General features: G+C 69.0%; 15 protein-coding genes and 1 tRNA gene. 11 read left to right on the forward strand and 5 right to left on the reverse strand.

The window, feature by feature from the left end:
* Positions 1-810, reverse strand: coding sequence for a dioxygenase (locus ACFWBD_RS05380; RefSeq protein WP_385662959.1), 810 nt, complete (start codon positions 808-810; stop codon positions 1-3).
* Positions 811-1028: 218 nt separating this feature from the next.
* On the opposite strand from ACFWBD_RS05380, the gene ACFWBD_RS05385 reads away from it, so the two are divergent.
* The gene (locus ACFWBD_RS05385) at positions 1029-1538 is read left to right on the forward strand and encodes a MarR family winged helix-turn-helix transcriptional regulator (RefSeq protein WP_385662962.1); all 510 of its coding nucleotides are present in this window, start codon (positions 1029-1031) and stop codon (positions 1536-1538) included.
* A 13-nt stretch (positions 1539-1551) separates the two neighbouring features.
* Here ACFWBD_RS05385 and ACFWBD_RS05390 read toward each other — a convergent pair whose 3' ends face one another.
* Both ACFWBD_RS05390 and ACFWBD_RS05395 read right to left on the reverse strand, forming a co-directional pair.
* On the reverse strand, positions 1552-3087 hold the full coding sequence (locus ACFWBD_RS05390) for an MFS transporter (protein WP_385662964.1): 1536 nt from the start codon (positions 3085-3087) through the stop codon (positions 1552-1554).
* A 275-nt stretch (positions 3088-3362) separates the two neighbouring features.
* The gene (locus tag ACFWBD_RS05395; RefSeq protein ID WP_385662966.1) at positions 3363-4010 is read right to left on the reverse strand and encodes a TetR/AcrR family transcriptional regulator; all 648 of its coding nucleotides are present in this window, start codon (positions 4008-4010) and stop codon (positions 3363-3365) included.
* Between the two features lie 670 nt (positions 4011-4680).
* Here ACFWBD_RS05395 and ACFWBD_RS05400 point away from each other — a divergent pair.
* The 3 genes from ACFWBD_RS05400 to ACFWBD_RS05410 all read left to right on the forward strand — a co-directional run bounded on the left by ACFWBD_RS05400 (position 4681) and on the right by ACFWBD_RS05410 (position 8094).
* Positions 4681-6006, forward strand: coding sequence for a M6 family metalloprotease domain-containing protein (locus ACFWBD_RS05400; protein ID WP_385662969.1), 1326 nt, complete (start codon positions 4681-4683; stop codon positions 6004-6006).
* A 338-nt stretch (positions 6007-6344) separates the two neighbouring features.
* The gene (locus ACFWBD_RS05405) at positions 6345-7958 is read left to right on the forward strand and encodes a helix-turn-helix domain-containing protein (protein WP_385662971.1); all 1614 of its coding nucleotides are present in this window, start codon (positions 6345-6347) and stop codon (positions 7956-7958) included.
* 63 nt (positions 7959-8021) lie between these two features.
* Positions 8022-8094 (forward strand) — tRNA-Arg (locus tag ACFWBD_RS05410).
* Positions 8095-8187: 93 nt separating this feature from the next.
* Here the strand turns inward: ACFWBD_RS05410 and ACFWBD_RS05415 are convergent.
* Together ACFWBD_RS05415 and ACFWBD_RS05420 are read right to left on the reverse strand one after the other, a co-directional pair.
* Positions 8188-9390 (reverse strand): tyrosine-type recombinase/integrase, encoded by a 1203-nt coding sequence (locus ACFWBD_RS05415; protein ID WP_385662973.1) that lies wholly within the window; start codon positions 9388-9390, stop codon positions 8188-8190.
* On the reverse strand, positions 9390-9965 hold the full coding sequence (locus ACFWBD_RS05420) for a helix-turn-helix domain-containing protein (RefSeq protein WP_385662976.1): 576 nt from the start codon (positions 9963-9965) through the stop codon (positions 9390-9392). Before ACFWBD_RS05420 ends, ACFWBD_RS05415 begins: the two co-directional genes overlap by 1 nt.
* Positions 9966-10085: 120 nt before the next feature.
* On the opposite strand from ACFWBD_RS05420, the gene ACFWBD_RS05425 reads away from it, so the two are divergent.
* From ACFWBD_RS05425 to ACFWBD_RS05455, 7 genes are all read left to right on the forward strand, one after another.
* A complete protein-coding gene (locus ACFWBD_RS05425) occupies positions 10086-10295 on the forward strand; it encodes a helix-turn-helix transcriptional regulator (protein WP_385662979.1) in 210 nt (69 codons plus the stop codon).
* Positions 10292-10894: a hypothetical protein gene (locus ACFWBD_RS05430; protein WP_385662982.1), complete on the forward strand. Its 603-nt coding sequence runs from the start codon at positions 10292-10294 to the stop codon at positions 10892-10894. Before ACFWBD_RS05425 ends, ACFWBD_RS05430 begins: the two co-directional genes overlap by 4 nt.
* Complete coding sequence (locus tag ACFWBD_RS05435) at positions 10891-12438, forward strand: phage/plasmid primase, P4 family (RefSeq protein ID WP_385662985.1); 1548 nt, start codon at positions 10891-10893, stop codon at positions 12436-12438. The genes ACFWBD_RS05430 and ACFWBD_RS05435 overlap by 4 nt, the downstream gene beginning before the upstream one ends.
* Positions 12439-12890: 452 nt before the next feature.
* Complete coding sequence (locus ACFWBD_RS05440; RefSeq protein ID WP_385662988.1) at positions 12891-13196, forward strand: hypothetical protein; 306 nt, start codon at positions 12891-12893, stop codon at positions 13194-13196.
* Positions 13193-13495, forward strand: coding sequence for a hypothetical protein (locus ACFWBD_RS05445; protein WP_385662991.1), 303 nt, complete (start codon positions 13193-13195; stop codon positions 13493-13495). The genes ACFWBD_RS05440 and ACFWBD_RS05445 overlap by 4 nt, the downstream gene beginning before the upstream one ends.
* Complete coding sequence (locus ACFWBD_RS05450; RefSeq protein WP_385662994.1) at positions 13492-13725, forward strand: hypothetical protein; 234 nt, start codon at positions 13492-13494, stop codon at positions 13723-13725. Before ACFWBD_RS05445 ends, ACFWBD_RS05450 begins: the two co-directional genes overlap by 4 nt.
* Entirely contained in the window at positions 13725-17693 is a 3969-nt protein-coding gene (locus ACFWBD_RS05455) for a phage tail tape measure protein (RefSeq protein WP_385662997.1), read from the forward strand. Before ACFWBD_RS05450 ends, ACFWBD_RS05455 begins: the two co-directional genes overlap by 1 nt.
* Positions 17694-17699 lie beyond the last annotated feature (6 nt).

The raw sequence follows: 17699 nt of genomic DNA on the forward strand, positions 1-17699 counted from the left end.
TCAGCCGAACTGCACGGACCGCTTCGCCATCCCCATCCAGAATCCGTCGATCACGGACTTCTGCGCGTCCAGCTCGCCGGACATCTCCGCCGCGCCCATGGTCACGAAGAGCGGGGCGAAGTGCTCGGTGCGCGGGTGGGCGTACCGGCCGGCCGGGGCCTTGTGGAGGAAGTCCAGCAGGCCGTCCCAGTCGCGGGCCTCCAGCGCGTGCCGGCCCCAGTCGTCGAACTCCGAGGACCAGGTCGGCACTCCCCCGCCGGTGTGCCGCAGCGCGGCCAGGTTGTGGGTGAAGAAGCCGGAGCCGACGATCAGGACGCCCTCGTCGCGCAGCGGCGCGAGCTTGCGGCCGATCTCCATCAGCTTCACGGGGTCGAGGGTCGGCATGGAGATCTGGAGGACCGGGATGTCGGCGGCCGGGAACATCTCGACGAGCGGCACGTAGGCGCCGTGGTCGAGGCCGCGGTCGGGTATGTCCTGCACGGGTATACCGGGGGCGCGCAGCAGTTTCCGTACGCTCTCGGCGAGCTCGGGCGCGCCCGGGGCGTCGTACTTCACCTGGTAGTAGTGCTCGGGGAAGCCCCAGAAGTCGTAGACGAGGGGGACCGGGTCGACGGCGCCGAGGGCGAGGGGGGCCTCCTCCCAGTGGGCGGAGACCATCAGGATCGCCTTGGGGCGGGGCAGGTCGGCGGACCAGGCGGCGAGTTCGCCGGGCCAGATCGGGTCGTCCGCGAGGGGCGGGGCGCCATGACTGAGGTAGAGCGCGGGCATGCGTTCCTGGGGGAGGGCACGTTCCTGGGGTGCGGCGGACATGGCGGCTGCTCCTTCCGGGACCTCGGCCCCTGACTCAGGACTCATCCGGCTTCGGATGCTTCCGACTCCGAACACCGTCGGTTCCGAACACTGCCGGTTCCGAACACCGTCGGCTCCGAATGCTTCGTGACGCTTGATTGAAATCTAAAACGTCAACGTCGCACAGCATATTCCCGATTGGTTTAAATTTCAAGGAGAAGGCGTTTACAGTGGAGCACATGACGAAGGCACCCGCATCCGCTGACGAGCCCCAGTGGCTCACCGCCGAGGAGCAGCGCATCTGGCGCTCCTACGTGCACGCCACGACCCTCCTCGAAGATCACATGGACCGCCAGCTCCAGCGTGAAGCGGGTATGCCGCACATCTACTACGGCCTTCTCGTCAAGCTCGCCGAGTCCACCCACCGGCGCCTGCGGATGACCGAGCTGGCCAAGTACGCGAAGATCACCCGCTCCCGTCTCTCCCACGCCATCGCCCGGCTGGAGAAGAACGGCTGGGTGCGCCGCGAGGAGTGCGACTCCGACAAGCGTGGCCAGTTCGCCGTACTGACCGACCAGGGCCTGGAGGTGCTGAAGCGCGCCGCGCCGGGCCATGTCGCCGTCGTACGCCACGCGGTGTTCGACCGGCTCACCCCGGAACAGCAGAAGTCCCTCGGCGAGATCATGCAGATCGTCGCCGAGGGACTTCAGCCCGAGGAAGCGGGTGCGGACCTGCCCTGGCTCCGCTAGATACCCAGCCGGGTCAGTGGACCATCACCGGCACCGCGTCCTCGGCGTCCTTCGCCCCCGAGCCCGCGACCGCGCCCATGTCGGGCTTGCCGGCGTTGATGAGGGTCAGGGCGATCGTGGCGGCGGCGACCAGGATGCCGACGGCGAACCAGATGGCGCTGGTGTAGCCGTGCACCATGCCCTCCAGCTGCACCAGCTGCTGCTGGGGCTTGGAGGCGGCGCCGGCGACGTGGTCCTTGATGTACGACGTCGTCGCGGACGCGGCGATCGTGTTCAGGAGGGCGGTGCCGATCGCGCCGCCCACCTGCTGCGAGGTGTTGACCATCGCGGAGGCGACACCGGCGTCCCGCGGCTCGACGCCCAGCGTGGCCATGGACATGGCCGGCATGAACGCCGTACCCATACCGAGGCCGAGCAGCAGCATCCCCGGCAGCAGCACGGCCGCGTACGACGTGTCGATCTCCAGCTGGGTCAGCAGCAGCATGCCGAGTGCGGCGACCAGGAAGCCGGGGCCCATGAGCAGGCGCGGGGCGACCCGGGTCATCAGGCGGGTGCCGATCTGGGTGGAGCCGGTGATCATGCCCGCGATCATCGGGAGGAAGGCGAAGCCGGTCTTGACCGGCGAGTAGCCCTTCACGATCTGGAGGTAGTAGGTCAGGAAGAGGAACAGGCCGAACATCGCGATGATCGCGAGGCCGAGGGAGAGGTAGACACCGCCGCGGTTGCGCTCGGTGATCACGCGCAGCGGCAGCAGCGGGGCCTTGACCTTCGACTCGACGATCACGAAGGTGGCCAGCAGAACCGCGGACGCGACGAACATGCCGACGGTCACGGAGTCGCTCCAGCCCTCGGACTCGGCGCGGGTGAAGCCGTAGACCAGGGTGACCAGACCGAGGGTGGAGAGGATGACGCCCGGGATGTCGAGCGGGGACCGGTTGCGGCCGCCCTCGGGCTCACGGATGACGAAGTAGGCGCCGGCCGCGGCGACGATCGCGAACGGGATGTTCACGAAGAACGTCCAGCGCCAGTCCAGGTACTCGGTGAGGAAGCCGCCGAGAATCAGGCCGACGGCGCCGCCACCACCGGCGATCGCGCCGTAGATGCCGAAGGCCTTGGCGCGCTCCTTCGCGTCCGTGAACATCACGGCGAGCAGGGAGAGCGCGGCGGGCGCGAGCAGGGCGCCGAACGCGCCCTGCAGGGCGCGGGCACCGAACATCATCGCCTCGTTGGCGGCCGCGCCGCCGAGCGCGGAGGCCACGGCGAAGCCGCCCAGACCGACGACGAAGGCGCGCTTGCGGCCCCACAGGTCGGCGATGCGGCCGCCGAAGAGCAGCAGACCGCCGAAGGCGAGGGCATAGGCGGTGACGATCCACTGCCGGTTGCCGTCGGAGATGCCCAGGTCCTGCTGGGCGGAGGGCATCGCGATGTTCACGATGGTGGCGTCGAGGACGACCATCAGCTGGGCGAGGGCGATGAAGGCCAGCGCTTTCCAGCGGTTGGCGTCCGGACCGCCCGTCTTACCGGGGGCCTTCAGGGCTGTTTCAGACATGGGGATACCCGCTTCGGGACTTCGTGACGGAAAAAGGTGAAGTAAAGGGCGACGCGTCGACGTTGACGTTCCGTTGCTCGATGGACGTGACGACCCGTCAAGGTCGTGATGACTCACGAGGGCCTGATGACTCACGAGGGCCTGATGACTCACGAGGGTCGGCGACGGCCGCCGAGGCAAGGTGAGGGCGACTGAGGACCACCAGGGTCACCGAGGACCGGTGACCACCCGTGAGGGTGATGACGACTGCTGCTGCGGTTCCACGAACCGATCGTTCAGGCCTGGCGCAGATCCTCCAGGGTCACGGGCGAACCGGGCAGGACCGAAGGGGCCGGGGCCCGCAGTCCGTCCAGGAACAGTTGCAGATGGCGGTGGACGAAGCGGTCGGCGTTCAGGCAGCCGGTACCGGCCGGGGGCCGGCTGAGCTGGGCCACCGCGATCATCACGTCCCCCACGCCGACGTCGGGCCTGAGCTGCCCCGCCGCCTTCGCACGGTCCATGACTTCCCCGATGATCCGCTCGACCCGTTCACGCGCGGCTTCGAGGTCGGGGTGGTGCTCGTCGAAGGTGCTGGAGATCATCGGGCACAGCGCGCTGAGCCGCTCCTCCGCGGAGGCGTGCACGAACCGCTCCAGCGCCCCGAACGCGTCGCTCTCGGCGAGGGCGATCTGTCCGGCCTGGACCATGCGGTCCAGCACCGAGCAGACGACCTCACGCACCAGGGCGTCCCGGTCGGGGAAGTTGCGGTACACCGTGGCATTCCCGACGCCGGCCCGGCGGGCGATCTCGTCGAGCGGCACATCGGCACCGAACTCGACGAACATCTCGCGGGCGGCGGCGACGATCCGCTCCCGGTTGCGCTGAGCGTCGGCACGGGGCCGGGTCACCTTGCGCACGGTGGGGGTAGCGGTCGCGGTCTGCACGGCGCACTCCTTCTGACGTTTCGAGAAGTTCCAGGACGTTTCGGTACTGGTGGCGATCCGGGGATCGGCTCCCCGTTTCGCTCGGACACATGGCTAAACGGGGATGGCGTCCCCGGTTATTTCCCAAACCCAGAAGTTTCTCGATGTGACCTGAGTCACGCCCGAGATGAGGGCGGGCCGGGGCGGGACGGGGAGGGCGTGAGCGCAGACGGGACGGCCGGGGCGGGACAGGCAGGAGTGGGCGGCACAACCAGAGATGGAGCGGACAGGGGTGGGTGGCACAGCCGGAGCGGACAGGGGTGGACGGCACAGCCGGAGCCGGAGCGGACAGAGGCGGACGGCACAACCAGAGCCGGAGCAGGCAGAGGCGGACGGCACAACCGGAGCCGGGACGTCCAGGAACGGGCGGCACCGCCGAAGACGGGACGCCCAAGAACGGGTGTGACCTGGGGATGCGGGGCGGCCAGGAACGGGTGTGACCAGGAGATGCGGGGCGGCCAGGAACGGGTGTGACCAGGGGATGCGGGCGCCCGAACGGGACCGTCACAGCCGTACCGGTCGGTAATCCACGATCGGTCTCCCCCAGCGCGCGCCCGCATGCACCCCGTCGGAGGGTGATCGAAAGGATGCAGCCGGTGACCGGTGGCTGCCTGGAGCGAAAGGCCCCTGCATGCAGCCGCAGCCCCTGCGCACCGCCACGGCCCGCGCAGGCGAGCCACTCCGCCGTCGGATACGCCCGCGCCGCCTCGCCGCGCTCGCCTCCGTCTCCGTGCTGACGCTCGCGGTCAGCACGTCGGCCGGGTCCGGACACCTCGCGCCGGCCCCCGGTGCGACGACGGCCGGCGCGGGTCCCGCCTCCCTGGCCCGCTCCTCCGCCCTCGCCCCCTGCGTGATCAACGGCCGTGCCACCGTCCAGATGTCCGAGGGCCTGCCCACGCCGGGCGGCTACTCCCGCTCCACCGGCACCGTCCGCGCCCTCACCCTGATGATCGACTTCTCGGACGCGCCCGGCCGGGGCAGCGCGCTGAGCCGCTACCGCGAGTTCTTCCCGCAGACCGAGGAATGGTTCCGCACGGCGTCCTACGGCCGCCTCGACTACCGCGGCGAGATTCCGATCCGGCGCTGGCTGCGCATGCCCAAGACGTTCCGCGAGTACGGCATAGAGCGCGGCGCGCCCTTCGACCCCGGCTACCGCGAACTCGTCCAGGACATCGTGGCCGCCGCCGACCCGACGGTGGACTTCCGCTCGTACGACCTCCTGAACGTGCTGGTCACGCCGAACGCGGGCCCCTCCGCCCTCGACACGGTCCTTTCGGTGACGTTCGCCGGCAACGCGGAGGCGCCGGTCGCCGACGGGGTGACCGTGGCGAACGCGTCCTTCGTCTACTCCCGCCAGGACGACGGCTCAGGCTCCTACGACCGCACCGGCTACCGCGTTCTCCCCCACGAGAACGGCCATGTCTTCGGCCTGCCCGACCTCTACACCCAGGAAGGCGGAGGCGCGGTCGGCCACTGGGACATCATGAGCGAGGACTGGGGTGCCAACAACGATCTGCTCGGCTGGCACAAGTGGAAACTGGGCTGGCTGGACGCCACCCAGATCGCCTGCGCGGCGGCACCGGGGTCGACGGAGTACCCCCTGACCCCCCTCTCCCGCACGGCCGGCCCGAAGCTGATCTTCGTCCCGATGAGCGACCGCACCGGCTACGCCGTCGAACTGCGCGCCCGCGGCGGCAACGACGAGACCGTGTGCCGCTCGGGCGTACTCATCTACAAGGTGGACGCGGACGTCGACACCGGCATGGGCCCGGTCACGGTCTACGACTCCCACACCGACAGCGGCGGCTGCACCCGCAGCCCCAACGTCCACGCGGAACTCTCCGACGCCCCCTTCGCGCCGGGCGAGACGTTCAAGGACCCCAAGAGGGGCATCCGCATCTCGGTGGTGGGGGCGGACCTGAAGGGTGACTACCGCGTACGGGTGAGCCGGGGGTAGCCGCCGCCGTCGGTGCACGTCGGTGCACGTCGGTGCGTACGGGCGGGCGGACGTACAGCCGGACGTACGGGCGGACGGACGGGCGGACGGACGGGCGGACTGGGCGGACGTACGGGCGGACGGACGGGAACGTGCGGTCCGCTGGCCGACCGGGGCTACCGTAGGCCTGCCGCACGAAGCCGTACGACGACACACGCACACGCACGCACGCACACGCGCGTACGCGTACGTACACGCACGCGGCCGGTGCACACCGTCACCGGACACGGCCGCTGCACGCTGCCACTGTCACTGCACACACCGCCACTTCCGCCGCCGTATCGGAGAGCAGAGCAGCAATGTCCGCGAAGACGACCGCATCCGCCCCGGTCCCGGATCCGGTGCCGACCCCGGAGGCAGGGCAGGCGCCGGCGGAGGCCGTCTCGCCGCTGATCCGCGGGGTCGCCGTGTTGCGACAGCTGACCGAGGCGGGCGGCACGATGAGCCTGAGCGGACTGGAACGGGCCACCGGCCTCGCCCGCTCCACGGTCGACCGCATCACCGCGACCCTCACCCGCATGGGATACGTCCGTCTCGACGGCCGGGACGTGATCCTGACCCCGCATGTCATGGAACTGGGCAACGCCTACCTGGCGGCGCTGCGCCTGCCCGCGCTGCTGTCCGCGCGTGCGGACCGCCTGGCCGACGAACTGGACGAGTCCGTGTCGTTGGCGGTCGCCGACCGCGACGGCATCCGCTTCATCCACCAGGCGACCCGCCGCCGCGCGATGTCCCTGAGCTTCCGCATCGGCGACCTGCTCCCGGCCGAACGCACCGCGCCGGGCCAGCTGTTCGCGACGGAGTGGACCGACGAGGAGTGGCAGGCCTGGCGCGCCCGCAGGACGAGGGACCCGCAGAACCGCGACTTCCCGACCGTGCCGCCATCGCCCGCACAGAGCGCGGGGACCGACGGCGACTTCACCCGCAGGACCGCGCGGGCGGCGGAGGAGAACTGCGCCCTGGACGACCAGTTGATCGAACCGGGCCTGGTGGCGGTCTCCGTCCCCGTACGGGATCCGCGCACCGCCCGGATCGCGTGCGTGGCGAACGTCGTCAGCCATACGAGCCGGCACACGTCGGCCGACCTGCGCGACACGCTCCTCCCCCGCCTCCGTCTGGCCGTGGCGGCGATGGAGGAGGACCTGCGCCGGGCACCACACCCCGAGCCGGGCCGGTCCCCTGCGGGCCTGGCGACCTGGACGGGCGCGTCGAAGCAGGAACTGGGCCGCGAGTTCATCGAGTCCCTCGCCCGGGGCCTGACCGTCCTGGCGGCGTTCGACGAGGGCCGGGCGGAGCTGACCCTCACGGAGGTCGCGAAGGCGACCGGCCTGGCGAGGGCGACAGCCCGCCGGGCCCTGATCACCTACGAACACCTGGGCCTGGTGAGCCCCACCCCCCACCGCACGTTCGCCCTCACCCCCCGGGTCCTCTCCCTCGGCTTCCCGCCCCTCTCCCGCACGTCCCTCCCCCGGATCGCGACCCCCCACCTGACGACACTCACGGACGCCGTCCAGGAGACGACCTCCCTGGCGGTCCTGACCGAACGCGGCGACGAGATCCAGTACACGGCCCGGGCGACCGCGAACCACGTCATGAGCGTGGACATCGCAGTGGGCACACGAATCCCGGCCCCCTCCACATCAATGGGCCGCCTACTCCTGTCCGAACCCACAGGGGCGGGGACCTACGCCCTGGTCGACGAGGAACCGGAACAGGGCGTAAGGGCGATCGCCGTCCCGATCCGCGACCGTGACGGCCGGGTGGTCGCCGCCCTGAACGCCGCGACCCACGTCGCCCGCCGCACGGCCGAGGAGTGCGTCCACGACATCCTCCCGGCCCTGCTCTCCACCGCCTCCCACATCGAGACAGACCTCCACACAGCCGCCCGCTTCACCCACGTCCCCCTGACCTGACCCCCACACCCCCCAACCCGAATCCGGTACGCTGACGCCAGTGACCCACAGGGCCACCACCCCGCCTTCGTAGCTCAGGGGATAGAGCACCGCTCTCCTAAAGCGGGTGTCGCAGGTTCGAATCCTGCCGGGGGCACAGAGAGGTTCGTGCAGGTCACGGGCCAGATCATGAGACTGGCCCCCAGGGTGATCCTGGGGGCCAGTACACATTCTGTACACCTCAGATCGGCTACCCGATCGCCGTGACTGGCGCTCTCAGCTTCAGCAGAGCGGAAGTACGGCCCGCGTCGAGGACGTCCGCCACCTCGTCCAGCCGGTCCGGCCACAGGTGCCCGTACACGTCGAGCGTCATCGCCGCGGACTTGTGCCCCAACATCGTCTGGACCACCTTCACGTCGGCGCCGGCCGCGATGGCGAGCGAAGCGGCAGTGTGGCGCAGCTTGTGCGGCGTGAGGTTGAAGTCCTCCAGCCCGGCCGCCTTCACCGCCTTGTCCCAGTCCCGGCGACGGAAGTTCGGGTACCGCATCGGCCCGCCCTCCGGCGCCGTGAAGACGAGGGCGTCACGTGATCGGCCGATGACCAGTGGGCGCAACTCTTCAGCGAACGATCGCGGCAGAGGCACCGACCGCTTCTCGTGATTCTTCACCGGCCCCAGCTCGAGGTGACCGTCGATATCGGAGTAGGCCTGCAAGATGCGGATCCGGCGGTCACTGAGCTGAGTACGTCCCACCTTGATAGCGATGGCCTCGCCCCACCGGATACCGGTGTACCCGAGCGTCCTCACGAACGTCTGGTAGCGGCCAGCGTGTTCGGCGAGCGTCTCCAGTTGCTCGTGCGTGAGGTAGACGTGGTCGTCCTGGTCGTCGTTTCGCGGCAGGTCGTGGTCGTGGCACGGACTGGCCGCGATCCGGTGCGTCTTCACTGCATGCTTCATGACGCTGCTGAGCACGTAGTACGTCTTTTTGATGCGGTCCGGCCCGAGCGGTACCCCGCGCTTCCCAGGGGTGTTGCAGAGCTCGGTGACCCACTGGTCGATGTCGGACCACTGGACGGCGCCGGTCTGCCAGTCACCCCACTTCGGGATGACGTACAGGTCGAGCAGTTCCCGGTAGTCGTCCTTCGTTCGCCGGCCCTGCTTCCGCAGCGACCCATGCCACTCGTTGGCGACCAGGCGCACGGCCGCCTTCGCCGACTGAGGGTCCCGGTACGAGCCCTTGTCTAGGCGTGCCGTGATCGCGTCCTTCTCTGCCTCGGCCTGCGGCAGCTTGGCGAACGTCTTCGCCTTCGGCTTGTTGTCCGGGCCGTACCATCGCACCCGCCACCGGCCTGGAGGCTGCCGCTTGCTGCCCTCACGTTTCGCCGCCTGCCACTTCTCCACAGCCTGTTGGTAGTCGGCGTGGTTGGCGCGATCCTCGATCCACACTCGGGCCACTAGTCGCCCTCTTCCTGACCGATGGACTCGTCACGCAGCAGGGCCGGGTTGACCACCCAACCAGAGCGCCCGTCCTTGGCCAGCTCTTGGATGAGTTGAGACACCTCCGGGCGTCCGACCAGACGGGGATCCAGGGTGCGCGCGCGGCGACGTCGTGACGGCCTGGAGTTCAGGTCGTACTCCAGCATCTGCGTATCGGTGTCGCCGTCGCTGAACCTGAGTGGGCGCAGGCCGTCCGCCCAGTCCCAGGCGTCTTCCCCCGACACCTCGCCGGCGCCAGTCACTTCAACTACGTCCGTGGGTGCGTCCTTGAGCGGCAGCAGCAGAGCCGACGGCGAGACCTTGAAGATCACGGCCAGCGTCGACAGGTCGTCGACCGTCACCTGTCGCTGCTGCCGTTCGATCTTGCCGACGGCCGCCGGGGTGATCGGACGACCAGCCTTTCGCAGCAGAGCCGACAGCTGGTAGATCGAGAGGTCGTGGCGCTTTCGCAGCCGCTGGACGTTCTCCGCAACCGTTGCTGCGGTCGGTCCGTATTGGGCTGCCGGCCTGGCCCGGCGCTGCTCATCGCTCATGCCCAACAGCGTAGGCCGTAGGTGTGTCCATTTCGGTCCCTGGGGTGCTACGGTCGTCTCCGTCATGTGCTCACTATAGGCACATTGGTATTCGAGTTGAATACCAAAGGGAGGAAAGTGATGTCCGACCAACTGCTCACGCCGAAGCAGGTACAGGCGGAGTACGGGTTCAGCCCGCAGACGCTGGCCAACTGGCGCTGGACCGGCATCGGGCCCGACTACATCAAGCAGACGCCCGGCAAGGGTGGGCGCATCAAGTACAAGCGCAGCCGCATCGAATCCTGGCTGGACGCTCAAACCGTGAAGGTCGGAGGTCAGCGCGCAGCATGACCACGAACGCAGAAACGCCCCGGCTGCAATCCGGGGCGTTTCAGAAGAACCTCGCGGGCGGCGAAGCTGTCGCCAGCGTAGACCAGGTCCGCCGTCGGCGCGACGCTGCATCCCGCTGCGAGCCGCTCGACTGCAACCACCGAGACCCCCTCGACTGCGAGGCCGCGGGTTCCATCCGTGGCACGGACGGAACCGTCGGAGAAACCGACGGAACTGAGCCGGCCGACGTCGACCCGGACGCCATCACCGAACTGTGGGCCAACGCGAAAGCGGCCTGGTCCGTCCGCGACTTCCCCAAGTACGGGTCCACCGCCTGGATCGCCCTCACGCCCGACGACCCCCGGCGGCTCGCCGGCGCGCTCGAGGCCGCCGAGATGTGGCGCAAGTACGGCGACGAGGAAGAACTCATCGCCTGGCTCAAGAACCTCGGCCGCAGGCCCAACCTCGCCGACACCCGCAGCCGGGCCCAGCTCGACGAACTCGGCAAGCCCGGACCGCCCCACCAGCTGCGGGCCACGGCCGGGTGGCCGCCCATCCGCGTACCGGGGCAGCCCGGCCGGTACCTGACCTGCAACGACGAGCACAGGGAGGCTGCATGACCTCCGCAGCCGACGTCGGATATCCGCCCGACGAAGACATGTGGGGGCCGGATGACTGGGAGGAGGTAACCCCGAAACTCCGCCCCGTCGCCGCCTTCCCGCCCCCGCCGCAGCAGACCAAGACCATGCGGACGCGCGACGACATCGGCAACGCCCAGCGCCTCATCGACCGATACGGGCCGATCATCCGCTGGGTGCTCATCAAGAAGGGCGGCGAGTGGGCCGTCTACGACGGGCGCCGCTGGGCGTTCCGCGGCGGCGACACCCTCGTCCGGACCCTCACCCGACTCGCCGTCGAGGACCTGCCCAAGACCGAGGCACTGGCCTACAGCGACGAGCACCCGGTGGACGAGAAGGGCAAGCAGCTGCCCAGCGACCGGGACGTGTTCCTCGGCTACGTCTCCAAGCTGCGCGACCACCGGGTGATGGGCCGCGCCATCTCGGCCGCCCTGTCGTTCCCCGAACTGCACGCGCAGAGCGAAGACTTCGACGCCAACCGACGCTGGCTGAACCTGCCCAACGGCATCCTCGACACCGACACCGTCCAGCTTCGATCGCACGACCCCGATCTGATGCTGTCGAAGATGTTCGGCGTGCCCTACAACCCCCAGGCGAAGGCACCCGTCTGGGAGCGGTTCCTGTCGATGAACATCCCTGAGGAAGCGACCCGCCTGTACCTACAGAAGGCTGCTGGCTACACCCTCTCGGGGCTGTCCAACGAGAAGACGCTGCTGTACCTGTACGGGCCGTCCGACACCGGCAAGAGCATCTTCACCGGCGTCATGTCCCGGCTGTTCGGCGAGTACGGGCAGGTGGCTTCCGACGGCGCGCTCCGGCCGCGCCGCGAGGGGACCGTCAACAACGACGTCGACGGTATGGCGGGCAAGCGGTTCGTCACGACGTCGGAATCCCGGCCCGGCGAAGAGATGGACGAGGCCCTCGTTAAGCGGCTCACCGGCCGCGACGAGCAGACCACCCGCGCCCTGTACGAGAACAACCGCACCTGGGTGCCCGAGTGCGTGATCTGGGTGTGCTCCAACCAGTACCCCAAGATCACCGGCGACGACGATGCGATCTGGACCCGCATCCGCGTCGTGCCGTTCCTTCGCCAGTTCCTCGCCGGGGACCCCGACCGGGACGAGCGGCTCGAAGAGAAGCTGCACGCCGAGATGGAAGGGATCTTCGCCTGGGCGGCACGCGGCCTTCAGCTGTACCTCCGTGAAGGTCTCCTGCCGCCTCCCGAGGTCGTCCAGGCCGGCGAAGCCTTCCGCTCCACAGCCGACGGCGTCACCGCCTTCATCGCCGAGTACGCCGAAGACGACTACCTCACCATCAAGGAAGGCGGATGGGCCCCCCGGAGCGACCTGTACGAGCTGTACAAGCGCTGGTGCGAGGAATCCGCCCTTCGGCAGCCCCTGCGGCCGTCGCGGTTCTACACCCGCCTCGACGTCTCCTTCCGCGCCGCCAAGGTCAACGGGACCCGCGGGTACGGCGGGATCACCATCGGACCCAAGCAGTTGCCCCCGTCCGGCTGGGGGCGCTGATGCACCTGCCCCCTGCTGCCCCCGCCAGCAAGCTGCCCCTACCTGCCCCCGCCAGCTGCCCCCAGCCCCACACCATCCCCTTGCTGCTGCGTCTTTTCACCACCTCTGACCTGCGCTTTCAGGGATCCGAGGCCGGTGGGCCCCAGGGGGCAGCTAGGGGGCAGGTAAGGGCAGGCAGCAGGGGGCAGGTGGGGGCAGCTAGGGGGCAGGTAAAAGACCGTACCTGCCCCCACTCAAAACCGACTCTGACCTGCGCTTATCTCTCCCAGGGGGCAGTAAGGGCAGGTAATTCCAGGAACTTTTCCCTATGGGGTCTTCGGGAAATGGGACATCACTGCACATACCTCGCAGTAATTCACGCTGCGCTCTCTACAGCAAAAAGTTTGCGGCCAGAGCTGCCCCTTCTGCCCCCTGGCCTCTCCTTCGAGCACCACAGACCAGGAGCAGACGACATGACGACCACGACCATCCCCCTGCACGACGACCGCGAGACGACGTACATCGTGCAGACCATCCGTGTCAGTACCGGCCAGTGCACCGCGGAACACGGCAGCTGCGGCAAGCCCGGCGTCATCGCCGTCCGCAACACCATCGACCAGCAGCGGCCCACCGAGAACAGCACCATGCGGATCACCCTGTGCGCCGAGCACCAGGACGGCGCCCACCGCATGCACGCCGCATGGGTCGCCTCGGCCCGCGAAATGCAGGACCCCGCCAAGCGCGCAGAGTTCCTCGCCGACGCCGGGGTGAAGCCGTGACATCCCACGTCGAGCAGGCCGTCGCCGCGCGGATAGCCGCGGCCAGGGCAAAGGCGCAGCAGCGGCAGGAGCAGCGTGCCGAGCTGGGCGCCGCGCGCGCCCGCGGCCTCGACTCGCGCAAGGTCACCAAGCTGCGCCGGCTGTTCTGCGCGACCTGCGCCAGGCTCCAGGGCCGCGGCACCTACTACCGGTGCCCCCTCGGCTGCGGCGCCGCCGTGTGCAAGAAGCGCGCCGGCTGCGGCAACACCCACCTCCGCCAGTGCACCAACCGGCCCGCGCCCCGAGAGGACGCCTCATGACCCAACAGCCCACCGACCGGGACACGCTCGTCCTGGCCGCCCTGGTCGACAACCTCGCCAGCGCGGCGGCCATCGAGGACGCCTTCCGCACCGAGCCCTTGAGCCGCCAGGAGCAGATCAACGAAGTGGTCATGCGGCAGATCCGTGAGACCGGAGACGCCAAGGCCATCGCTACTGCCGACGTCCTCATGGACATGTACAAGACCGGCCTGTTCGGGAGTGATGCGTGATGGCGACCCGTTCCGTCAACGTTCGCCTGGTCGCGGACGTCAGTAGCTACACCCGCTCGATGCGGACAGCCGCGCGCAGCACCTCTCAGGTGGCAAACGCCGGGGCGATCGTCGGCACCGCGCTCGTCGCCGGCTTCGCCGTGGCAGCGGCCAGCGCCGCCAAGTTCGACAAGGAGCTGTCCAACGTCCGAGCGGTGACCGGGGCTTCCGCGAAGGACATGCAGAAGCTGCGCGCCGCCGCACTGGAGGCGGGCAAGACGACGTCCTTCACGGCGACCGAGGCAGCCCGCGCCGAGGCCGAGCTGGCGCGCGCCGGTATCAGCACCGCCGACATCGTGGGCGGTGCCCTGAAGGGTGCGCTGGCGCTGGCTGCGTCCGGGCAGGTCGACCTCACCGAGGCCGCCGTCGTCAGCGCCCAGGCGATGAACACCTTCGGGCTGGCGGGCAAGGACGTCACGCACATCGCCGACCTGCTCGCCGCCGGAGCGAACAAGTCGGCGGCCGACGTGCACGGCCTGGCCATGTCGCTGCGGATGGGCGGCCTGCTCGCCCACCAGACCGGCCTGTCCATCGAGGACACCGTGGGCGTCCTCGCGGCTTTCGCCGACCACGCGCTCATCGGATCGGACGCCGGTACCTCACTGAAGGTCATGCTCCAGCGCCTGGTCCCGCAGTCGAACGAAGCCAAGGCGGCGATGAGCGCGATCGGCTTCAGCGCCTACGACAGCCAGGGCAAGTTCATCGGCCTGGAGAAGATGGCCGGCAACCTGAAGACGTCGTTCTCGAAGCTGACGCCCGAGGCCCGCAACTCGGCGATGGCGACGATCTTCGGAGCCGACGCTGTCCGCTCGGCGACGATCCTTTACGAGCTGGGCTCCGAGGGCATCGCCAAGTACGTCAACTCGGTCAACGACCAGGGCGCCGCGTCACGCATGGCCGCGATCCAGACGGACAACCTGATCGGCGACTTCGAGCGGCTGCGCGGCGCTCTCGAGGTCGCGCTGATCGAGGGAGGGTCCGCGGCCAACGGGGCGCTCCGAGATATGACGCAGTGGGTCACCCGCCTGGTCAACGCCTACAACAATCTGCCGCCCGAACTTCAGCACGCGGTCACTGGATTCACCGGGGTGGCCGGTGCCGCCCTCCTCGCCGGGTCCGCCCTCCTGCTCATGCTGCCGCGGATCGCCGCGACCCGGGCCGCCCTGGTCGCCATGGGACTCACGGCCGCCCGCACGCGGTATGCGCTCGCGAGCATGGGCCGGCTTGGCATCGTCGCCGTCGGTATCGGACTTGTCACCTCCGCCATCAACAGCTTGATGGATCAGTTCCAGGCCGCCCCGCCCAGCGTCGCGAAACTCAAGGCGGCCATGGTCGACTTTGCTCAGCAAGGCAAGGTGACCGGCGAACTGGCCCGCAACTTCGGCAAGGATCTGGACGGCGTCGGCGATGCAGCGGCCCGCATCGCCCACCCCAGCGTGCTGAAGCGGACCAAGGACTTCTTCTCCACGTTCGACCCGTTCGGCGACACCGACCTTGACCGCTCCCGGGCGAAGATCAAGGGCATCGACGAGTCCCTCAAGCAGCTGGTCGAGTCCGGCAACGCGGACATTGCTGCCGAGAACTTCAAGGCGTATGCGGCTGCCGCCGAGAAGGGCGGCACGTCGACCGAGAAGTTCCAGACCCTGCTGCCCGGCTACAGCAGCGCCCTCCTCGAGTCCGGAACCAACAGCAAACTGGCCGCCACGTCGCAGGCCGAGCTGGCCCAGCAGCTCGGCATTACCGCGGACGAACTCCAGGACCAGCGCACCGAGGCCGAGAAGCTGGTCGACGCCCTCAACGCCCTGAACGGCGTCAACATCAGCTCAGCCGAGAAGGAGATCGGCTTCCGCCAGTCCCTCGCCGACCTGACGGAGGCCGTCAAGGACAACGGCCGCTCGCTGGACATCACCTCCGACAAGGGCCGCAAGGTCAAGGGCGCGTTCCTGGAAGCGGCGCAGGCCGCCATGGACCACGCCCAGGCGGTGGCCCAGCAGAAGAACAGCCAGCAGGCCGGACAGGCCGTTCTGGAGAAGGACATCAGCCTGCTGCGCGAGCAGATGTCGGCGGCAGGCTTCTCGGCGGCTGCGATCGACAAGCTGGTCGGGTCCTATCTCCAGCTGCCCGTTTCGGTCACGACGGACGTGAAGGCCGAGACGGCGACGGCGATCTCTGATCTGCAGGGCGTCCAGAAGCAGATCAAGGGCACCAAGGGCAAGACTGTCACGGTATCGACACTGACCGCCTCGGCCCGCAAGAACCTGGAAGCCCTCGGCTTCAAGATCAAGAACACGAAGGGCAAACAGGTCAGCATCACGGTGCCGACCGGCAGCCAGCAGTCCGCTGTGAACGCGCTCGCCGCCGCGATCGCCGCCCTGCGCGACAAGTCGGTGACGGTCACCACCTCCTACGTCATCAAGGGCAGCAAGACGGTCCCCGACGGCACCTACAACGGATCCACTGCAGGCCGCAGCGCTAACGGCAACCTCTACGGGCCCGCCCAGCGGTTCGCCGCCGGCGGGATGCGGGAGAACCATGTTGCCCAGATCGCCCAGCCGACGTTCCGCATCTGGTCGGAGCCGGAGACGGGCGGCGAGGGCTACATCCCCATGTCGCCCGCCAAGCGGGTCCGGTCCACGCAGATCCTCGGCGAGATCGCCGGGCGCTTCGGATACCGGCTGGAGAAGTACGCCACGGGCGGCATGTCCGGATTCACCTACACACCTACCGGGGCCCCGGTGCTCGGCGGGCCGTCGGACGCGAAGAGCCGCTACGACGACCTGATCGGCCGTCTGAAGGATGCCTGGAAGGAGTATCAGGAGGCGATCGCCGAGCGGAACAAGGTCCTCAAGGACAAGAAGTCCACGAAGGCCGAGAAGTCCGCCGCGCAGAAGGCGGTCGCGAAGCAGTTTGCCGAGGTCAAGGCCCTCGATGCGGCCCTCGGTTTCAAGGCCGGGGCGCCCGCTCCGAAGGGGTTCAGTTTGGCCGCCTACCAGAAGCAGCTGGGGAACTCGCTGAAGGCGACGATGACGTGGCGGACCAACCTCTCAAAGATCGCCAAGCGGGGCGGGGAGGACGTCCGCGCCATGCTGGAGTCGATGGGCGAGGACGGTGCCTCCCTCGTCAGCGCCCTTGCCGGCGCGAGCGACAAGCAGTTCAAGGACATCACCAGCAAGCTGATGCAGACCGGGGAGATCGCCAAGGCGACCTTGGCGGATTTCACCAAGCAGCTGGGGGCCAGCACGACGGAGAGCAAGGCCTTCGCGGCAGACCTGCAGAAGCTTGCCGCATCAGGCTTTGGCGATCTCGCCCAGGCGCTCGCTGCCCAGGGCGACTCGGCGGCCATGACGCTCGCCCACGAAGCTGCCGGGAACGCAAAGTCGGCGGCGGCAGCGAACAAGGCTGTCGGCGCCGCCGAAGGCACGCTGTCCGGCGAGGACCTGACCAATGCCCTCACTCTCCTGTCCACACTGCGGGGCGGCACCGGGAAGGGATTCGCCGACCTCATCGCGGCGGGCCTGGACGTGGCCACCATCCGCGCCCTGGTCCCGAAGATGACCGCCCAGATCAAGGCCTTGCCCGCGGCCAACCGGGACACCTTCGTGCGGCAGTGGGTGCAGCAAGGCGGCAAGGCGATGGCGGCCGGCGGAATCCTCAACAGGCCGACGATGGTGCTGGGCGGTGAGGCCGGCGTCTCAGAGGCCTGGATCCCACTCAACCACTCAGGGCGCTCGAGGGGCCTGCTCGCCAAGTCGGCCTCGGCCATGGGCTACCAGCTGGTCCCGGCGGCCCGGTACGGAGGCGGCGGTTCCTCGACAGCGGCCGTCGCCCGCGAGGTGACCAAGCAGCTCACCGTGAACCTCTACGGCTCCAAGCAGACCGTGAGCGAGCAGGCCCACGACATCGCCCGCGTCATCAACTTCGTCGGCTGAACAGGA

This window comes from Streptomyces sp. NPDC060002, assembly GCF_042737245.1.
GTDB lineage: Bacteria > Actinomycetota > Actinomycetes > Streptomycetales > Streptomycetaceae > Streptomyces.